Origin of the sequence: Nostoc mirabile CHAB5784 (assembly GCF_020829645.1) — a bacterium.
Lineage (GTDB): Bacteria > Cyanobacteriota > Cyanobacteriia > Cyanobacteriales > Nostocaceae > Nostoc > Nostoc mirabile.
In genome coordinates this window covers 57585-77456 of the sequence record NZ_JAIVFS010000034.1, presented here as the reverse complement: position 1 = coordinate 77456, position 19872 = coordinate 57585, and the positions used below count along the sequence as shown (strand labels likewise).

The following is a 19872-nucleotide window of genomic DNA, read 5'->3' as shown; positions in this document are numbered from 1 at the left end:
GTCATTCATCCACCTCAAAGACTCATTCATCCACCTCAAAGACTCATTCATCCACCTCAAAGACTCATTCATCCACCTCAAAGACTCATTCATCCACCTCAAAGACTCATTCATCCACCTCAAAGACTCATTCATCCACCTCAAAGACTCAAAATCTCCATTCCCAATGCCCAATGCCCAATGCTGCCCCAACACTCGTATGATCGAGATATCAGGAAAACATAACAGCCAGATTTTTACCGCAAAACATGGGCAGTATTTGGGAAATCGATTTTTACTCCCGTCCGATTTTGGACGATAATCAGAAAAAAATTTGGGAAGTCTTAGTCTGCGAAAGCCCCTTGGATATCAGTACAAAAGTAGATTCTTTGTTTCGCTATGCTCAATATTGTCCCAGTACCCAGGTAAATTCGGGCTGGTTGCGGACAGCATTGCAGGAAGCTATTAACCAAGCTGGAAAAGCACCAATTAAAATCCGCTTTTTCCGCCGTCAAATGAACAACATGATTACTAAAGCTTGCCAAGACTTGGGTATTCCCGCCCAGCCTAGCCGCCGTACTTTGATTCTCAACCAATGGTTAGAACAGCGCATGGAAGAAGTATATCCTCAAGAAGCAGGATATCAAGGGGGAGCTAATCCTTCAGTCCGCTTGGAGAAACCTTTGCCGCAACGTTTACCAGATGCTTTGGAAGGACAGCAGTGGGTATTTGTTACCTTAGATGCTGCGGATTTGGCAGAAATGCCGGAGTGGGAAATTGGCTTTGGTGAAGCTTTCCCCCTAGAGTTGGCGAAAGTTTCAGCCGAAACCCGTATTCCTGGGATTTTAATTTTCTCACCGAGAGCGTTGCCTTTGGCAGGTTGGATGTCTGGTTTAGACTTGGCTTTCTTAAGATTTGATACCAGTGAAGATGGGAGATTGCTTTTAGAAACTGGTGTAACCGAAAGCTGGATTGTGGCAAATATCAAAAAACCTCAACTTTTAGCAGAAGCCAAAGGTTTTGAAGAAGCCAAGCAAAAAGCTAATGGAGTGCATTTTATCGGTGTACAGTCTGATCCCAAAGCAGAATCTTTTGCTGGTTTTTGGCTGTTGCAAGAGGTTAATCTTTGAAAATGGGGAGTGGGGAGTGGGGAGTGGGGAGTGGGGAGTGGGAGCAGGGGGCAGGGGGCAGGGGGCAGGGGGCAGGGGGCAGGGGGCAGGGGGCAGGGGGCAGGGGGAGAATAACTAATGACTAATGACTAATGACCAATGACCAATGACCAATGACCAATGACTAATGACTAATGACTAATGAATGACCAATGACTAATGACTAATGACTAATGACTAATGACTAATGACTAGTTGAGACATGGCAATGATTTGGGATAATTAACTGCGTCCATCAGCGTTGATCTGCGGTTTCAAATCGTAACTATAAAGAAACGCTGATGATTTTTGGATAGTTATCTGCGTTCATCACGTAGAAAGTTTGCTCGTCGGTTTTTGACGATCGCACTTTCAACAGACAGCGTTGATATGCGGTTCAAAATCCACAATTCACTAAGGTTCATGGGTTCTGAAAATTTGTCACAAGATACACTAGCAGAACAGCTGCTGGAACTAGCTATAAAATCTGGAGCAGAAGCTGCTGAGGTGTATCAGTCGCGATCGCTTTCTCGTCCAGTGTTTTTTGAGGCAAACCGACTCAAACAGCTAGAAACCAACCAATCTGAAGGCACAGCACTACGGCTTTGGCGAAACGGGCGTCCGGGACTCACGGTGGCTTACGGTTCTGTCCTAGCCGAAGTAATGGTGGAAAAAGCTCTGGCACTAAGTCAACTGAATCAACCAGAAACAGTGGAATTAGGCTCTAACTCTCAACCCTCTTACCCAGATTTAGGGGAAAGTGTGCCGATAGAGGTTTTGGTAGATTGGGGCAAAGAAGCGATCGCACTCATCCGCGATGCCTATCCCGATGTTGTTTGCAATAGTGACTGGGAATGTGATGCTGAAACTACCAGAATAGTTAACACTAAAGGTTTAGATTGTTACTACACTGATACTACCCTCAACTGCTATATGTCAGCAGAATGGGTGCGTGGCGATGATTTTTTAAGTGTTTCCGATGGCCAAACCAAGCGGGGCGAACTCCACCCGGAAATATTAGCTAACCAAATTTTACAACGGTTAATTTGGGCCAGAGAAAATGTCTCATCTCCTACTGGCCGCGTCCCGGTTTTGTTCACTTCTAAAGCCGCTGATATGCTTTGGGGCACTGTGCAAGAGGCTTTGAATGGCAAGCGAGTCTTAGAAGTAGCTTCCCCTTGGGCAGAACGTTTGGGCAACCCAGTAATAGCACCCAGTCTCACCCTGTACCAAGATCCAGAAGCCGGCCCTTATAGTTGCCCTTTTGATGATGAAGGCACTCCTACTCAATTTTTAGTATTTATCCAAAACGGAACTTTACAGCATTTTTATGGCGATCGCACCACCGGACGCCAACTGGGTACTGACACGACTGGAAATGGTTTTCGCCCTGGTTTAGGTAGCTATCTCACCCCTGGTTTATTTAACTTTCTGATCCAGCCAGGTTCAGCATCACTACCAGATTTAATTCAAGAACTGGATGATGGCATAATTGTGGATCAAATGCTGGGTAGTGGCGGCAGTATTTCTGGAGAGTTTTCAATCAACGTTGATTTAGGCTACCGCGTCCAAAATGGCCACGTAATTGGGCGCATTAAGGATACGATGGTTGCAGGTAATGTCTACACTGCCCTTAAGCAATTGGTTACACTAGGTAATGATGCTGATTGGAATGGTTCTTGTTATACTCCATCTCTGATAGTAGAAGGACTATCCACCACGGGGAGAAGCAATTAAATAATTCGTAATTCGTAATTCGTAATTCGTAATTCGTAATACTCGCCTGCGGCGAGAAGCAAGCTACGTAATTCGTAATACTCGCCTGCGGCGAGAAGCAAGCTACGTAATTCGTAATTGGGGGGAGTGATTGTGTAGTCGGGTATAATTATTAACGACTTGTAAAACATTCTCTGAGATTCCACAGCTTTTTGGTACAGACTTGTAATTCAAAGTCCAAAATCTAAAATCCAAAATTGCTATGAATCAGCGCTTTCGCACTTGGTGGCAGCCTAGAAAAGGTTTAGCGATCGCCGAAGCTTGTGTAATCGGTCTGGTTGCAGCCCTATCTGCGGTGTTTCTGAAAGTAGGATCGGGATGGCTGGGGACATGGCGAGTCCATACTACCCACCTTTTACCGGTATGGCTGGCGCTACCAGCAATTGGTCTTGTCCTGGGATTTGTGGCTGGATGGTTGGTGGATAGATTGGCACCAGAGGCTTATGGTAGCGGTATTCCGCAAGTAAAAGCAACTCTAGCTAATGTGCCGATGAAATTATCTTGGCGCGTGGCATGTATAAAGTTACTCAGTGCCATCATCGCCATAGGTTCGGGTATGACTCTGGGACGACAAGGCCCCACGGTTCATGTAGGGGCAGGTTTGGCAGCAGGGATGAGTCGTTGGGTTCCTACTTCCCCAGATCACCGACGACAAATGATTGCAGCAGGTGCGGGTGCGGGTTTAGCAGCTGCTTTCAATGCCCCGATCGCAGGTGTATTGTTTATCGTTGAAGAGTTACTCCAAGATTTATCAGGATTGACTCTGGGAACTGCGATTATCGCCTCTTTTATTGGTGGGGTGATATCCCGACTTTTAGGTGGTGGCTCTCTTGACCTTAACCTGCAATTGACGCAATCTTCCAGCCAATTCTCCATTCCAGAAATTCCCTTTTTCGTGCTTTTGGGTATTTTGGCAGGCTTATTGGGTGCATTGTTTAATCGCGGCTTAATATTTAGTATTAAATTTTATAGAAAATTACATATCAGCTTACCGTTGCGGGTAGCTTTGGCTGGATTTCTCTCTGGTGTTGTCGTGTCCATGCTCCCCGCATCCTTTCGTGATAATACGGGATTACGAGAGTCGTTAATTACTGGAGGTTCCCATCCAACAGTAGCAGCGATCGCCTTTGGGGCCCAGTTCATCCTCACACTCATAGCATTTGGTTCAGGAGCGCCGGGAGGATTATTTGCTCCCAGTCTGATTTTGGGTTCTTGTTTAGGACACATCATCGGTGTATCTGAGTTATACATCACCGGAGCCGGTTCTCCTACTACTTACGCGCTAGCGGGTATGGGGGGATTTTTTAGTGCTGTTTCCAAAGTGCCAATCACAGCAATTGTGATTGTGTTTGAGATGACTACAGATTTCAATCTGGTGCTACCTTTGATGATTGTTTCTGTAGCAGCTTATTTAGTTGCGGATAAGGTTGTGCCTGGTTCGCTTTATGAGAAACTTTTGGAATTAAAAGGCATCACTCTCACCAAAGAAGCTCCTATGGAAGGAGCATTAACCAAGTTAACTGCAAAAGATGTGATGCAAGAACGGGTAGAAACTCTAGATGCAGAGATGAGCTTGGAAGAAGCAATGCAGTCCTTTGCTCGTTCTCATCATCGCGGTTTCCCTGTGGTAGAAGATAGCAAGTTAGTAGGGATTGTGACGCAATCAGATTTGCTGAAAATACGCGATCGCAACTTAGCCAATGATATTTTCTTAAAAGAAATAATGACCCCTGTCCCAATGACAGTAACACCAATCCATACCCTGAGCAATGTGCTGTATTTACTCGATCGCTATCAAATCAGTCGCTTACCTGTGGTGGATGGACGGAAACTGATCGGAATTATTACTCGTGCAGATATTATTCGGGCGGAAGCAGATCATCTCAATTGTGACAACCGGACTCTTAAACTGCGACCAGAACCTTCATACATAGTTTACCAAACGCGATCGCCCAGCACCGGCAGTGGTAGATTATTAGTGCCAGTAGCTAATCCCGAAACAGCAGGTATTTTATTAAAAATGGCAGCAGCTATTGCCCGCGATCGCCATTATGAAATAGATTGCGTACAAGTGATGCTGATACCCCGCCACAGTTCCCCATCGGAAACGCAGGTAAGAACGGCAAAAAGTCGCCGCTTGCTACGACAGGCGGAAGTCTTAGCTAAAAAGTGGAAAATTCCCTTGCACACGCAGATCCGAGTTACCCACGATGTAGCGCAGGCAATTTTAGAGACAATCAACGAACAACACATCGACCTAATTTTAATGGGATGGAAAGGTAACACATCTACCCCTGGTCGGATTTTTGGCAACGTTGTAGATACCGTCATTCGCCAAGCCACCTGCGAAGTAGTGTTAGTAAAATTAGGCACTACTCAGAACTCCTTCAACCGTTGGCTAGTCCCAATGGCTGGTGGCCCCAATTCCCCGTTGGCGATTAAATTGCTACCCGCTTTAATTACATTGGGAAATGATCCGAAAATTCGCCTGACACAGGTGTTTAAGCCATCTGAACTCAAGCCAGATATGGCAGTTTCAGAACAAGCCATCCGCCATTTGATGCGGCGGCGAAAATTGTCCAGTAGTGTAGTTGCTCTCCCAGTCCAAGCTAATTCAGTTGCTGAAGGTGTGATTAACCTAGTGCAAACCGAAGGTTACGATGTTGTAGTTTTGGGAGCATCGCGCGAGGGATTGTTGCAGCAGGCAATTCAAGGTAATATTCCAGAAGCGATCGCCTCTGGTGTAGAAAGTACAGTGATTTTAGTTAGAGGTGCAATTAATAAGTAATATTAAGGGATTACAAATAACGATGGATTTTACTAATGATAAAGTACACCAATAATCAGAGCAACAATTATTGGTATTAGAATTGGAATAGCAACTATAAGCCCCCACTTACCAAACTTAATTTCCTCACCCTCAGATTTTAAAAAGGCAATCCAACCTACAACTCCCATTAAAATCCAAATACACCCAAAGCCAAGAAATATAACAAACACTGAATCTTCCATTTTTTACCAATTAAATGTATACAAAAAATATTTTCTTAAATTATAACTAAATTTATTTATCGGAAATTAAAGGGTTTAAGACCCCAACCATTACACGTAGCGCAGTTTCAGTTGGGGTTTAAATCCCCATCTGAAAATGTCTTTAATTTTGAATTTTGAATTTTGAATTGTTAAGGGGTTTGTTAATTTTGAATTTTGAATTTTGAATTTTGAATTCGCAGCAAAGCAACGTGACCATCAACTAATTTTGCTAAACGTGTACGAAACTGGCTAAAATCAAAAGCTTCAATAGTTTTTTGTTGTAAGTATTCTGGTTGGTAAATTACTGGGTTAGAGCAATCACCTTGCAGAATTTGAATTAGATTATCGGCAATTTCTTCAACGTTATCGGGGTCAACTAAACATCCCAGTTTTCCTTCAGCCAAGGGTTCTATGGAACCATCTTGTTTACCCGCCAGGACAGGTTTACCACAAGCTAAAGCTTCTAAATAAACAATACCAAATCCTTCTCCTTTACTAGGCAAAGCAAAAACATCGCAGAGATTGTAATAATCACACAATTCCTCATCTGGTACAAATCCTGCAATAGTTACACAATCTTCTAGATTTAAGTTGCTAACTAAAGCTTTAATTCTAGGTATATCATCCCCTTTCCCTGCAAGGATGAAGTGAACATCAGGGATATGCAGGCGCACCTTAAGTAAGGCATGAAGGATTTGATCATAACCCTTGTATTTTGCCATGCGCCCCATCCGCGTTACTGTTAGAATTACAGGCTGTTTATCTGTTAATTTATATCGTTTTAGCAAGTAAGTAGGTTTAGGATTTATTTTAAACTTATTGGCATCAAACGTATTAGGTAAAATGACTATTTTCTCAGAGTCAATATTTTTATATTGAAGCAAGCGCTGGCGAGTGTAATTACTAACACTAATAATTTTATCTGCGTTTTGTAATGCTAATTTTGTCGCATTATTTTTAATATCCCAAACTTCTAAACCATGAGCGACTACCCAGTAAGGAATTCCAGTGAGAAGTTTTAGAATATAACAAGCAGTGGCATAGTTAACATGAGTTGATATGACTATAGTAGGACGTTGGAAAATAGCCAAAATAATTATTTTGGTAGCAAATAAAATGGTTTGCAATAATCTTGGTAAATCTCCAAAATAATGAAACTTTGTTGAACTTAAAAATTGCACATTTTGCTGCTGTCTTAAATTACGCTTGTCATACTTCAAAAACACATCATAATTAGCTTCAAGATATACATCTTGTAAAGCTTTCAGCAAAAATGTTGAGTAAACTTGAATACCTCCCTTAAAATCAAATATATTCGGAAATATTAAGTAAAAATGATGTTTATCAATCATAGCTATTTTGAAAGTTTTAAATAATTTCAGGCTTGAATTGCATAACAAAATCTCTTCGAGAATTGATGGCTGCTGCTATAAAATAAAACTCGATAGTTGTAAAAATATAGTCTTCAGCAAAAAAATCTAGCATTTGAGACGCTAAAAACAGAAGAATCGGAACAGTAACTAGAGGATTAGAATATTTAACTTGAACCGTTATTTTTACTAAAAAATTAGTAAATAGTAATAATCCAGGAATTCCTTGTTCTGCTAACACATTTAAAAATATATTATGCGCGTGATAACCTTTCTGTCCCCAAACTTTCACTCCTATCTGTTCTGGAAAAACTCCTATGCCTATACCAGTAAGGGGTCTTTTAATAGTTTCATTAATAGCTGCCTGCCAGATTTCAAACCTTGAGAAGCCTGTTCTTATTATAGTAATAAGCGTTTTTTTATTTGGATTTACTAAATTTGAATTTTCTGAAAATACATTAAATACATTAATTAATGGAAATATTTTACTATCTGCCAAACCAATTCTCTGTGTAGAAACTGGTACGGTTACAATACATAACAATAAAAAACTAGTTAGATAAATTATTTTCCTAAAACTAATAATTTTATATATTAATAAAATAAACATGCCAACTATGAAAATTAACCAACCGTTTCCGCTAGCAGACAAAGCTAAGGAAATTATAAAAATTAATTCGCTTACATATAATTCAATTTTAGAAATTTTATTTTGCTTTTCTAAAATCAGGCTTAAACATAATCCAATGGCTATTATTACCCCAAACTGATTAGGGTTTTGCATAATTGAACCAATTTCGGGATAAAAGCTGGGGAATTTTAAGAATTTGAAAATCCAGTGGTTGGGAAGTAAAACTTCTAAAAAGCCCAAAACTGCAATTATCTGTAGTAAATACAATATGCAACGATAGTAAAATTTTAAAGAAAATGTTTTTATAGTCTTAAAAGTTAATACTAAAAAAGCGAAAAATAATATAAAGTAAGTTGAGTATTTTATACTATAAGTAATAGCAATAGTTGGAAATTGGCTCATTAATGAGGAAAGCCACATCCACAAATACATTAAACTTATAGATATCAAAATGATTTTATGCTTCTTAACAACTTCTGGTATAGATTTTAAAGACAAACTAATTATGCCAAAGCTAAATGCAGGAATTAATAAATAATGAATACCAATATTTATTCCAGGAAATTTAATCCGCCCTAAAACCGAAGAAAATAGTATGAGCAGGAAAAATATATTAATCATAACCTTGTCGTTGTGGATACTTGTTTGACAACAAAAACGCTCAATTAAACCCACATTCGCAGGTTTAAGCAGAGATTATGATATTTTTTCAGCTAAAATACTGAGTACTTAAAGGATATTATCATATTATAGTCATCGCGGATGCACGTAAACTTATTAAGAGCGATCGCCAGCCCCTAGATTTACCAAAAATAACCACCGATGAAGCTCTGAAAGCTAAATTAGGAGCGCACTTTTGTTCGCCAATTTTATTTTTGACAAATCCCAATTAACAATTAAATCGGGCAAACTTGGCACGCCCTCACTCCCCAAGGCTTGTAGTCATGTATACACACAAACAAAGCCTGCCGATGCAGGCTTTAACCGTAATTATCTTTAGGATTTACGCGAAATTAGAACGCAACTCATTATTAATAGTTAGAACGGGAGCCAGAGGAGCCTACCGCATTAGGGTCACGATAAGCTACATTATCATCGGCTTTGCGGCTCTTGCGACCAAATAAACCAAATAAACCGAGCAAGCCCAACAAACCCCAATCGCCATCCTGATAATTTCTGTCGGTAGCAGCGCGGTCTGTAGTAGTATTAGTATCTGTAACAGTCGCATCAGGACTGCTTGTTGTCTGAGCAGAAGCAGGCAGAACTGTAGGCAAGGTAGCCAAACTTAGAGCTAGAGCAGTACTTCCTAGAATTTTGAAGACATTAAAGCGTTTCACGATCACATTCCTCAATTGAATTGCTGCAAGTAATAGTTAAAGCATATTAAGTTCTGACACGGACAGCATCAATCTTTAGCTGCAAATATAAATCCGCTTAAAGGTGCATTAGTAATCGAGTAAATAAGCATTTTGGTATAGATTATATTACCGAGCATGGCAAATTATGCAATAGTGAAGCCAGATCCAACTCTTGGAAACGCTGTGTTTCGACTCCGCTCAACATAAGTTCGCGTTCGGGGAAGTCACGCATTCACGCATTCACGCATTCAAAATTAATAATCCCCATACTTCTCTTCTTAGGCTGCGCCCTAAGCGTATTGATGCGTTTATCAGCTGCTAAAATAAAAGTGTCTTTTCTCTTGTAAAATCAACTCTACAGACTGTCGATAAATCAGTTCTATGCGATCGCGTGTTATTACAGGGAATGAAAGATGGAGGTTTTATAGAGACGTAAACTTTAGGGGTCCGGCTGTAACTCTGACAGCAGGACGATACTCGTTTGTTCGTGATTTTGGTATTCCAAACGATTCAATTAGTTCTCTCAGACGCCTATAGTTCTCTCAGACGCCTAGATAGATTTGACTTCTGTGCATACGTTCTAGGAATTTTTCTTAAATAGTAAAACAGCCTCAGAGTATTCATCCATTTCTGAGGCCTTTTACTATCTCTCTCCTCTATTAAAATTCCCCTCATCCCCTATCTAACTTGCCAGAGAGATGCCGCAGATGGAGTATGAGTTTTTGCACCCATCATCCGAACTTTATATTACTTAATCGTCTATATTGCGTCAAGGACATTGATTGTCGTGTAAGTGTAGGAAAAGCGATGGTCTAACCGTCCCTCTTAGCGATGCCTGCGGTGTTCTCGTTGCGATCGCTCTGTTAAAACTTAATAAAATAAGTATTTGTTGGTAGGGTTTGGGCGGTTCCGGAATTTGTAGACAAATCATTAACATTACCTGTTTTGATGACTGCAAACTTATTATTAAATAGCAATACTTCACCATTTCCAGGTGTTACCCAAGCTTTGCGAGTCTTGAGATTATTCGGAAAAATTAAAAGACTTGCATCGCCACGGTAAGGTGCAATCGGTTTACCTAAGAATGTTTGGCTATCTCTATTGGGAATTGCGTAAGCAGCCTTAGATCCAACAAAAATATCAGTGCCATCTGAGTAAATAGTTTTAGGGAAATTGCTATTGCCGTCTCCCAATCCTCCTGTTGAAGGAAGTCTTGTAAGACTTAGTTGCCCGCGTTCAACAGTGAATGACGTTAAATCAACAACTCCTGTGTAAACTTTTGTCTCATCACGAGTTTGGGCAGCATTAGTATATTTATCTGTAGTGATCAAAGTTTGTGTTAAGAGGTCTTTACCATTCCACCTATAGATTGAATTACCCCCATAGACCGAACCAAGCACGTAGAGTTTATCCCCAGAAATGTATAATCTGTTGAGTCGGGTATCTGCCATGTTGTCAACCAGAGTGGCAGCATTGTAACCCCAAAGCTTACCCTGGTTATCTCCTGGTAAAATTGGCAAGTTAAATATACTTGTGCCATTAAAACCCATTCGGTAAAGAAAAGCAATTTGTACTGGGATGCCTGCTCGCTTTTGTTGCTGAAAACCACTAATGTAGAGATAATTATCTTTGTATTCAAAATCTGTTACTTCAGTTACCTTGTAATCCCGTTTGTCTTTGAAGTTAAGATTTGTATCGTAAATTGATAGAGTATTTACAGATTGATGAATAACCCATTTACCCTCTAAAAATTTAACTCTTGTTCTTGATTGAGCAACACTGTCAACTATTTTTTGGGTGGTTCCATCAGTTTTTATTTTTACTAATCCTGTTGGAACAGCTAGCACATAGGTTTTACCATCAATAGCTGCACAGTCACGGGCATCATGGTAAGAATTTGGAATTAGTTTTTTCCTCCCATCAGCTTCTACTTCCCATATACCCTCAGTATTAATGACCGCAACTTTGCTGCCGTTGACACAAGCTGCTATTGGAGAAGCAATATTAAGATATGTGGCGATTGCGGGGCTAGAATAAGTAAACATTGTTATGCCTCTACATTTCTATTGGTTTTTGATTTAACCTCACATCACTATAAGTCACCCGATAAAAAGCTTCCACAATCTGTAACTTCAGTCGGCACTAATTAACAAAAATATCTGGATCTTGAGTATTTTAAAATAGTATTTGCCATAGAAAAGCCGATAGAGCCGACGTTCCTAACTCCCGCGATTTCCATCTTGTCCATAGGCTTGCCAAGCCAAGTCTACCAATCCATCAACGATCCCAGCTGCTACAACTGCATTACCTTTGCGGCTGTCAATTGTAATGTGAGGCACTAAGGAGTCTTGTAAGCGCCGCTTCGCTTCATCAACATCTACAAATCCCACTGGAGTTGCAATTATCAAAGCAGGTCTAATTTCCTCAGCTTCAATTAAATCCACCAGTGCTGTTAGTGCTGTTTGCGCTTGGCCCACCACAAAAATGCCCTCTGGATAACGCTTTGCTAAGGTTTCTATTCCCCATGCTGCCCGAGTTTTTTCTTTTTGAGGACGTGTCAGAGCTTCCATACTGCAATACACCGGATTAGCAAAGGTGTTTTGAATCTCGTAGGCAATACCTACTTGCACCATCGGCACATCTACCACAATTGTGGTACGCGCGGCTAGTGCTGCTGCTCCTGCTTGCAAGGCACGCTCAGAGAAACGAATCAAAGACTTATACTCAAAGTCAGCTGTAGAGTATATTACCCGACGCACAATCTCATACTCTGCGGGTGAAAAGACATGATTTTCAATTTCACTATCAATGATTGCTAAACTTTGAGCATCAGTTACGTGCCATTCCATTTTTGTTGAGCTTCTCAAATATTAGCTTTCAGCTTATCAGCTTCAGAGAGTGAGTAGTTAGGAGTTAGGAGTTATAAGTTAATTAAAAACTCCTAACTCCTGTACAGACGCGATTAATCGCGTCTGTACTCATTCATAACTCACTACTGGAAGAAGGCCGACTGAAAACAGGAGATAGGTAGGCAACTAAGACGCCAATAAGAAACCCAGAGATATTGCGAACTAGAGGTAACCAGTCGCTTGTGCGTGTCACCACTGGTCCAATGCCAAAGGCAAGAAACAAGATTCCCCACAAAGGTGAGAAAATTAAAGCCCATTGCCACGCGAAAACTTGTCCTTTCTCGCGGGGTTGAGCTGCAAATCCACAAATCACCCCACCAATAATTGAGGTAATCAAGGTGAGAATCCATTGCTCTCGTGGCAGTCCGGGGACAACATTGCAACCACCTTTGAGTAAACAGCCTTTAACGGATTCTAAGGCTTGCAGAATGGCTTGATCTTCGCCTTGTTCGCGGACAAAGTACAAATTACCGAAGCGGGTTTGCAGTTCTATCCAGAACGTTCGGGGTAAAAGTTCATAAACAGCATCGCCGACGCTAAAACTGAGGATGTTACCGCCACGAGAATCGGCAACTAGTAGAATGCTTTTGTCATCCAAATCCCAATATTTTATGACTGCCCGACCTGGGGTGCGGTCATACTGGGTCAATACTCGCAGTTTCCAGCCCGTATCGGCTTCAAACTCCTCTAAATCTTTGACAAGCTTTTCTTCTTGCAGGACAGGAAGAGATTTTGCTAAGTCTACAACTGGGGTAAAGGTGCTAGGGAGTAACTCAGGATTGTCATAAGCCAGTGCTGGGGGAGAATGCATTACCCAAATTGACCCAGCTAGGAAAAATACTGCAATGGATACCAGAATTCGTCGCCAAAAACAAGATTGCATGGACGTTTTTATACAAATATCAACGGTAAAAGCGAACAAGTTGTTTTAAAAGAGTAGTGGAAAAGTGATGCTTCTTTACACTTGTTTACTTTACTCTAATCTAAGGGATCAAAGCAAAGCGTTTTTGGTGAGTAGGGATTGGGAGTGGCATTCGTGATAATTAAAGATAAAGTGCATTTTGTCAATCAGTCAAAATACTCGAAATATTTTTATGAAAATGATAATCGTGGATGGGTAGAGGGTTACCAGGTTATTATTTAATGCCTCTGGTTGCTTTTTTATTATCATTATCATCAGAAAAAATTAACTAGTTCCGTGGGTTTAAGTCCCCCGGTTCAAAAATCACGCAAGTTTTGTGTTGGGGTTAAATCCCCATTACAAAACAAAATTTACGAAAGCGTTGCGGGGCGTTCGAGTTTAGCGTCTCTAAGAGTTGCCCATTACGAATTACGAATTACGAATTATTTAACACCTCAAAATTGACTAAGCCATAGCGGAGTTCCCCATACAATAAAAAATGAATGATTAGAGGTGAGAGATGACTAACAAAGAATTATTAATCCAAGAAATAGAAAATTTACCGCCGGAGTTGCTAACAGAAGCACTCGATTTGATACGTTCTATTAAGGTTAACTATACAAAAAAGGAGTTGGAATCAGGTCAGCTTGAACCTATTCCTCTAAGCGATTCTACAGAAACTTCTAGTGAGAAAAAGCAACTTACATACCGTCCTGCTTCCGGGCGTTCCATTCTTCGACACGCTGGCACTTGGGAAGGTGACGACTTTGAAGAATGCCTTCAAGCAGTATATGCTACCCGTGGTCAAGCTAAATTTGATGACGAAAACCTATTTGAATAATGCATTTACTTGATACAAATTATTGTAGTGCCATTATTTTAGGTGAGCCAAATGTTATCCGTCGCGTGAATGAAGTTGGAGAAAATAACATTGCCACTTGCGTAATTGTCCAGGGTGAACTGACATTCATGATGGAAAAATCCCAACGCAAGGAAAATAATCTGGCTCGCTTGACAGAATTTTTAGAAGATATTCGTATCTACCATATAACAGAATAAACAGCAACAATTTACGGTCAAATTAAGGCAGCTTTATTCAATCAGTTTGCACCCAAAGATAAAAACAAGCGGCGAAAAACTAAAATTGTTGATTTGGGTTTTGATGAAAATGACATTTGGATAGCTGCTATTGCACTACAAAATAATTTAACTATCGTTTCTAGTGATAGTGACTTTTTGCGAATTCAACAGGTGAGAACCTTTTCGCTGGAATCTTGGGTTTGATTTGCCGCATAGAGCTATAGCTGCCCAATGCCCTTTTTTTAATCAATCTTCATCATCGAAATTGTTTTCCCAGCTAGCGGCGTCGCTGTAACCGTCATTAACGCGGTATACTTCTGCTTTGCTCCGGCGATTTTCTTGCTTTAGCACTTCTCGTTCTCGCAACGTTAGTGGTGGTTTTTCATTGCTTGGCAAGCGATCGCTTGTTCGCCTTGTGGGTTTTTGGCGCGTGAAGTTTCTCCAAGCAGCTTTCGCACCAACAAAGATGCTGCGTGTACCTACTTGCAGATTTTGAGCCTGAATTCTTGCATTATCAAGGCTTTGATCAACTTGTTTCACGACTTGATTAGCACTTTTTACACCTTCACTGACATCATCAGTTAAGTCAGTGATTTCCAAACCAGTCACACGGATAGCTTCTAGAGTGGGTGGTAACTCGCGCGAGAGTGTATCAAATAGCTTTTCTGCACTACGAGCAGCGCGTGCTAACTCCTGCAAAGCCGGTATTGCCGCCACTAAAACCGCAGTCAAACTTGTGGCGACTAAGAGTAAAGAAAGTCCCAACCAAAACAGGGGATCAATCACGGTTATGACATTTATGAGCGTTCTAATTGCTGGGGAAGAGAATCTGAGTCTTCAACAGATGTTTGCCGCTTCAAGACTTGGCTTTCTCTCTGACTGGCATCTACACCTGCTGCGATCGCTTCCCGTAATCTATCTAGAGTTTCATCCCAGTTTCGCAATGCGCTAGCAGAAAGACGATCTGCCTGGATTTGCACACTCGTTGATAAATCTTCTGCCAATTCTGGAATAGCATTGGCAGATTTTTTCAAAATTTTACGCGTTTCGCGCCCTGTGCGGGGAGCCACTAGCAAACCGGTCAAAGCACCGATGGTAGCTCCCAGCATCAAACCGCCAAAAAATACTCCAGAACGGTTATTAGACATCTTGTTGTTTCTCTCCTTACACCCATTTTAGGTGGGTTTTCTCTACTTGCAAGACTCGACCGATTTTATTGAGTTAATCTATCGTGACAACATATCAGCTAAAAATGTTGCTTTTATTCATTAAATATCAACACTATTAATTATTTATAATTTAAAACTCCCTACGTCACCGTCTCACCGTGTTTCCGCGTCCTTATGTTACCGCGTCAGCCCTAATTATAAATGTTCATGTGAACTTGACATAACTCATTTTCCAACAGTTCTTTTCCCTGGTGTTAACTCTAGCCTACGAAAATAACGCTGCCAGATTTGCCGTCCTAGCAAAAGTAGACTGATAATTTGGCGCACTTGTTGGATTTGCATTTGTAGCACTTGATTTTTCTGCCGTAAATTATAAATATTCTGCTGGCTGAGATAAATATTTTCGGGTGCTTTATTCAGTGCTGCATGGGTACAACTTTCATAGGCGGTTAACCTATCTGTTATGTATGCTAGCTGCTGCTTGAGTTGCCACACCCGCCAAGCTACATAGAGTAATATCAGCGACATGAGGGTGTTAACGAGGATAACTAAAATTACCATTGTTTATCTTCACCAATATCAGCTTTGGGAAATTGTTCTATATACTTGACTTGACCCTTAATTTAATAATGAAGAAACTAAAGTACAGAAATTATGGTAAAAAGTACAGCCGGGATTATGCCAAGAAAGAACAGTTAGATGATGCTCTGAGGGTTATTGAAAGGCTTTACTCGGTGAAAATTAGTCTAACAAAGGCTGATGGCTAAAAAACCGCGAATTCGCCAATTTTATAATAACTATATGCCCACACCTCGCAAAACCACAGCTACAATTGCCTTAGATTCACGACTCGGGAAGGCGAAATCAACCCGTATGCTCAATAAGCCCCAGCATTACTACGTTCCACTCCTTAACCTGATAATCCTAGATCATTTGCGACCTTTGTGGAATGTAAGCACAATGGTATAGCCCCTTCAACAGACGGTGAGAGAACTACACTACACTCTTTACCGGAGGCTCCCCAGCATCACCTTTATTATTGTGCTTTTACCTCTACCAATTTTCTATTCTGTCGCGTGAACTTAACTAACATTTTGCCTGCAAAAACCTCACTTGGGGTTCACCAAGCAAAAATTGCTGGATGTGCGATGGGGAAAAAAGAGAGTCTATTAATTCCTCTTCCCTTAAAAAGGCTTGCTCTAATTCCCTCCTTGTTAAGAAGGGTTAGGGACGATCAAGGCTTAACCCAAGCTTATTGCCTTTAAACTCTTCCTTGTTGAAGGCTTCCAGCTGGTATTTCACTAATCAGTTACTGATAATGATTATTTCTATACATCTAGTAGGAGTTGAGGATGTCAAAAAAATTACCGTCAAATAATTCCTTCCGAGCTATTCTTGTTGCTTTGGCGATTGGATTTGCTGGGTGTGGAAATCAAACTGCAAGAACAACATTCACTCAGACTACCACTCAGGTAAATGAGAATCTTCCCCGAATCGTTGCAACGACAAGTGTATTATGTGACTTAACCAGAGAAGTTGCCGGGAATACAGTTAACCTCACTTGCTTAATTGATCCTAGTGCCAACCCCCAATTTTATAAACCAAAGCCAGAAGATCGTAGAGCCATTGAGCAAGCTAATCTTATTCTCTATAGTGGCTATAATTTAGAACCAAATCTGATCAAATTAATTAAAGGGACTAAAAGCACTGCACCGAAAATAGCTGTTAGTCAACTTGCGGTGTCTAAGCCACAAAAATTTCAGAAAGGCGGCAATAATGTAACTAATCCTCATCTTTGGCACAATACCAAGAATACTATCAGGATGGTGGAAGTAATTAATAGTAACCTGAGAAAATTAGAATCTAACGATGCAGAGGCTTATACGAATAATACCAAAAGAATCACAAATGAACTCACTCAACTAGATAGCTGGATTAAGTCAAGAATTGCTAGTATTCCTGCCAAAAAACGTAAGTTAGTTACAACCTCTGATGCACTGAGTTATTACGCCAAAGCATACGGTATTCCATTAGCAGGGGGATTGCAAGGTATTAGTACTAACGAAAACCTGACAGATGCGAGAGTGAAAAATTTGGTTACAAATATTAAACGGGCTAAAGTATCAACAATTTTTATTGAGGCGGCAATTAACCCTAATTTGCTTCAATCTGTAGCAAGAGTTGCTGAAGTTAAAATTTCTGATAGGAAGCTGTATGCTGAGGGACTTGGCGAACCAGGAAGCGAGGCGGACACTTATCAGAAAATGATGATTGCTAATACACGCACAATTGTAGAAGGGTTAGGAGGCACGTATTTAATGTTTCAAGCGAAAGCTGCTAAGTAGTTATAACATCCATTGATAAATCTGATAAACCGAGTTTTTGTAGATTATATAAAATTCGGTTTATCAGGCTATTTTTTGAAAACGAAAATGTGAATGCTATTTGTCTTTTAATCTGATATCAATAACAGTCGCATTGAAGTTGTAGTTAAAGCCTTCCAACTCAAATGGCATTCCAATTTTAACTTTACTGCTACCTAGCACTAGTCCGCTTTCTGTGCTTTTGGCTTTACCTTCTAAGGTCAAAAGCATATCTGTACTAAAATTGTTGATCTTTGGATCTGGCAATTCTTTAACAGTGCCATCAGGTTGAAAAACATTGACTGTTCTAGGTAGCTGTTGAACGGATTTAATCTCAATCTGTCCGTAGGGTTGATTGCGGATAATTACATTAGTTTTCCCGCCTTTTTTTAAACCGTTGTTGAATAATTGCTCAGGATCACGGACATTCAAACCACGAACTACTAAGTCTACTTCTATGGGTACTAGCTTCTCACCAACTTGGGCAACCCCCAAGCTAGATAAGATGCTAGACGAGACGACAAATATAACTAGCAGAGTTACCAGCGCAGCACCTAAATCTAGGAGGTTGATTTTGCCGAACAAACGGCCTTTTGAATCTAAAATAGCCATAAAAACTTTTCCGAGGTAATAGCGAAGTAATTGATTGTAGCAAGAAGGTTTTCAATGGGAATAGTATATTTTCCCTATTTGGTAATAACTCAAAGCGACTGGGCGTTGCGGTTATGCGAGAGTTTATCACGAGTTCGTAAGTTCGGGAGCATCCCAAATGTGTAAAAACATATTTTGTCATTGCGTTCGCCCAAGGCGTTCCCGCAGGGTACGTAATGAAATGAAGCGTTCGCGAAGCGTCTCTTAGAGTTGCAATCGCAGCATCTAGACTTTGCAATTGCTACCCTTCGGGAACGCCTTGGGCGAACATTCCGCTTCTCTTACGAGACGCTACCGCGAACGCTCCATTCGCAATGACTACCTGCTAACTTGGTAAATTTGCTTGCATTGGGATGCTCCCGTAAGTTCGCAGAGGCGGCAGTTAACCCTCAAATTTTTGTCCGTTAAGACTGACGCACCGAGAAAGTAATATCTAGTGTTTAAGCCTATCTCTAGAGAGAATCTTTAACCCCCCGCAATTCGGTAGATTTGCGTAAGCATTAGCTGAATCACAACTCCTTTGGTTTTGAGTTAAGAATGCAACTTAGAATACTCTAAATCCGTCTCATAATTTGTCCCATAATTTTATGTTCTCCCGAAATAATCTTTAGAGCGTATTATGTTCAATTGGAAAGGTTTTGTTGCAAGTTACCGTGTGTGGCGGCGTCGCTGGTTTTATCCGCTAATTTCGGTGGTAGTCGCCCTGAGTCTGTGCCTGAGTACACCCTTGCCTGGAAGAACTTTAGACTTCTTGCCTCTTATATTGCAGGGAGTCCAAGTACTTCAGCTTTCTAATATATCCGATCGCCAGGAAACTGATATTGGCAAGCAGATTAATCAGGAAATACTGGGGAGTCAAGTCAAACTTTACCGGAATTCTAAAGTTAATCGCTATGTCGAACAAATTGGTCGGCGTTTAGCAGATAGTAGCGATCGCCGCAACCTTCCTTTTACCTTCCAAGTAGTTGATGATGATGCTATTAATGCCTTTGCAACTTTAGGAGGCTATGTATATGTCCACACAGGTTTACTGAAAGCCGCAGATAATGAAGCAGAACTTGCAAGTGTTATTGCCCATGAAATTGGTCACATTGGCGGGAAACACCTGGTTAAACAGATGCGGCAAAAAGCGATCGCTAGTGGTTTAGCAACAGCAACTGGTTTAGATCGCAATACAGCTGTAGGGATTGGTGTAGAACTTGCCTTGAATCGTCCCCGCAGTCGTCAAGATGAATTTGATGCCGATCAAAGAGGACTACGAACTTTGACACGCGCTGGTTATGCCCAGTCTGGGATGGTTACTTTTATGCAAAAGCTGCTGAAAAAGGGTGGTTCTGTCCCGACATTTTTGAGTACGCACCCCGGAACGAGCGATCGCATTGACGGCCTCAGACGTGCAATTAACTCTCAACCTAGTAAGGGAAATTATGGCTTGGATAAGGCTAGTTATAAAGCTAATATTCGACCATTAGTAAGGTCTTGAGGGTATTAAGCATTGGGCATT

Annotated in this window: 22 protein-coding genes; 9 read left to right on the top strand and 13 right to left on the bottom strand. The window is 40.9% G+C overall.

What is annotated here, in order from left to right; genetic code table 11:
* Positions 1–195: hypothetical protein (locus LC653_RS21625; RefSeq protein ID WP_229496832.1), on the bottom strand; the 195-nt coding region annotated here is incomplete at its 3' end.
* Positions 196–248: 53 nt separating this feature from the next.
* On the opposite strand from LC653_RS21625, the gene LC653_RS21620 reads away from it, so the two are divergent.
* Together LC653_RS21620 and LC653_RS21615 are read left to right on the top strand one after the other, a co-directional pair.
* Positions 249–1109, top strand: coding sequence for a Tab2/Atab2 family RNA-binding protein (locus LC653_RS21620; RefSeq protein WP_229496831.1), 861 nt, complete (start codon positions 249–251; stop codon positions 1107–1109).
* Between the two features lie 441 nt (positions 1110–1550).
* Complete coding sequence (locus LC653_RS21615) at positions 1551–2864, top strand: TldD/PmbA family protein (RefSeq protein ID WP_229496840.1); 1314 nt, start codon at positions 1551–1553, stop codon at positions 2862–2864.
* Here LC653_RS21615 and LC653_RS21610 read toward each other — a convergent pair.
* Positions 2861–3034, bottom strand: a complete 174-nt coding sequence (locus LC653_RS21610; RefSeq protein ID WP_229496830.1) for a hypothetical protein — start codon at positions 3032–3034, stop codon at positions 2861–2863. The genes LC653_RS21615 and LC653_RS21610 overlap by 4 nt on opposite strands.
* 71 nt (positions 3035–3105) lie before the next feature.
* Here LC653_RS21610 and LC653_RS21605 point away from each other — a divergent pair, with 71 nt between their 5' ends.
* Complete coding sequence (locus LC653_RS21605; protein ID WP_229496829.1) at positions 3106–5691, top strand: chloride channel protein; 2586 nt, start codon at positions 3106–3108, stop codon at positions 5689–5691.
* A gap of 32 nt (positions 5692–5723) precedes the next feature.
* Here the strand turns inward: LC653_RS21605 and LC653_RS21600 are convergent, their stop codons facing one another.
* The 4 genes from LC653_RS21600 to LC653_RS21585 form a co-directional block, all read right to left on the bottom strand.
* On the bottom strand, positions 5724–5915 hold the full coding sequence (locus tag LC653_RS21600; protein WP_229473148.1) for a hypothetical protein: 192 nt from the start codon (positions 5913–5915) through the stop codon (positions 5724–5726).
* A gap of 182 nt (positions 5916–6097) precedes the next feature.
* Positions 6098–7288: a glycosyltransferase family 4 protein gene (locus tag LC653_RS21595; protein WP_229496828.1), complete on the bottom strand. Its 1191-nt coding sequence runs from the start codon at positions 7286–7288 to the stop codon at positions 6098–6100.
* A 16-nt stretch (positions 7289–7304) separates the two neighbouring features.
* Positions 7305–8558, bottom strand: coding sequence for an O-antigen ligase family protein (locus LC653_RS21590; RefSeq protein ID WP_229496827.1), 1254 nt, complete (start codon positions 8556–8558; stop codon positions 7305–7307).
* Between the two features lie 410 nt (positions 8559–8968).
* A complete protein-coding gene (locus LC653_RS21585) occupies positions 8969–9274 on the bottom strand; it encodes a WGxxGxxG family protein (RefSeq protein WP_229496826.1) in 306 nt (101 codons plus the stop codon).
* 402 nt (positions 9275–9676) lie between these two features.
* On the opposite strand from LC653_RS21585, the gene LC653_RS47415 reads away from it, so the two are divergent.
* The gene (locus LC653_RS47415) at positions 9677–9832 is read left to right on the top strand and encodes a beta/gamma crystallin-related protein (protein WP_372478206.1); all 156 of its coding nucleotides are present in this window, start codon (positions 9677–9679) and stop codon (positions 9830–9832) included.
* A 326-nt stretch (positions 9833–10158) separates the two neighbouring features.
* Here the strand turns inward: LC653_RS47415 and LC653_RS21580 are convergent, their stop codons facing one another.
* From LC653_RS21580 to LC653_RS21570, 3 genes are all read right to left on the bottom strand, one after another.
* Positions 10159–11340: a hypothetical protein gene (locus tag LC653_RS21580; protein ID WP_229496825.1), complete on the bottom strand. Its 1182-nt coding sequence runs from the start codon at positions 11338–11340 to the stop codon at positions 10159–10161.
* A gap of 174 nt (positions 11341–11514) precedes the next feature.
* Positions 11515–12144: a precorrin-8X methylmutase gene (locus LC653_RS21575; protein WP_229496824.1), complete on the bottom strand. Its 630-nt coding sequence runs from the start codon at positions 12142–12144 to the stop codon at positions 11515–11517.
* 133 nt (positions 12145–12277) lie between these two features.
* A complete protein-coding gene (locus tag LC653_RS21570) occupies positions 12278–13087 on the bottom strand; it encodes a TPM domain-containing protein (protein ID WP_229496823.1) in 810 nt (269 codons plus the stop codon).
* Positions 13088–13625: 538 nt separating this feature from the next.
* On the opposite strand from LC653_RS21570, the gene LC653_RS21565 reads away from it, so the two are divergent.
* The gene (locus tag LC653_RS21565; protein WP_229496822.1) at positions 13626–13946 is read left to right on the top strand and encodes a DUF2281 domain-containing protein; all 321 of its coding nucleotides are present in this window, start codon (positions 13626–13628) and stop codon (positions 13944–13946) included.
* A complete protein-coding gene (locus LC653_RS46895; RefSeq protein ID WP_308189117.1) occupies positions 13946–14164 on the top strand; it encodes a type II toxin-antitoxin system VapC family toxin in 219 nt (72 codons plus the stop codon). The genes LC653_RS21565 and LC653_RS46895 overlap by 1 nt, the downstream gene beginning before the upstream one ends.
* Positions 14165–14431: 267 nt before the next feature.
* Here the strand turns inward: LC653_RS46895 and LC653_RS21555 are convergent, their stop codons facing one another.
* The 3 genes from LC653_RS21555 to LC653_RS21545 form a co-directional block, all read right to left on the bottom strand.
* Positions 14432–14971, bottom strand: coding sequence for a DUF948 domain-containing protein (locus tag LC653_RS21555; protein ID WP_229496821.1), 540 nt, complete (start codon positions 14969–14971; stop codon positions 14432–14434).
* Between the two features lie 11 nt (positions 14972–14982).
* Positions 14983–15333: a YtxH domain-containing protein gene (locus LC653_RS21550; RefSeq protein ID WP_100899225.1), complete on the bottom strand. Its 351-nt coding sequence runs from the start codon at positions 15331–15333 to the stop codon at positions 14983–14985.
* 246 nt (positions 15334–15579) lie between these two features.
* Complete coding sequence (locus LC653_RS21545; RefSeq protein ID WP_229496820.1) at positions 15580–15915, bottom strand: hypothetical protein; 336 nt, start codon at positions 15913–15915, stop codon at positions 15580–15582.
* Positions 15916–15983: 68 nt separating this feature from the next.
* Between LC653_RS21545 and LC653_RS21540 the strand changes: the two genes are divergently transcribed.
* Together LC653_RS21540 and LC653_RS21535 are read left to right on the top strand one after the other, a co-directional pair.
* A complete protein-coding gene (locus LC653_RS21540) occupies positions 15984–16121 on the top strand; it encodes a hypothetical protein (protein ID WP_229484175.1) in 138 nt (45 codons plus the stop codon).
* A 585-nt stretch (positions 16122–16706) separates the two neighbouring features.
* The gene (locus tag LC653_RS21535) at positions 16707–17699 is read left to right on the top strand and encodes a metal ABC transporter solute-binding protein, Zn/Mn family (RefSeq protein ID WP_229496819.1); all 993 of its coding nucleotides are present in this window, start codon (positions 16707–16709) and stop codon (positions 17697–17699) included.
* A gap of 96 nt (positions 17700–17795) precedes the next feature.
* On the opposite strand, the gene LC653_RS21530 is transcribed toward LC653_RS21535, so the two are convergent.
* Entirely contained in the window at positions 17796–18329 is a 534-nt protein-coding gene (locus LC653_RS21530) for a DUF4330 domain-containing protein (RefSeq protein WP_229496818.1), read from the bottom strand.
* Between the two features lie 658 nt (positions 18330–18987).
* Between LC653_RS21530 and LC653_RS21525 the strand changes: the two genes are divergently transcribed.
* The gene (locus tag LC653_RS21525; protein ID WP_229496817.1) at positions 18988–19851 is read left to right on the top strand and encodes a M48 family metallopeptidase; all 864 of its coding nucleotides are present in this window, start codon (positions 18988–18990) and stop codon (positions 19849–19851) included.
* The last annotated feature ends 21 nt before the right edge of the window (positions 19852–19872 follow it).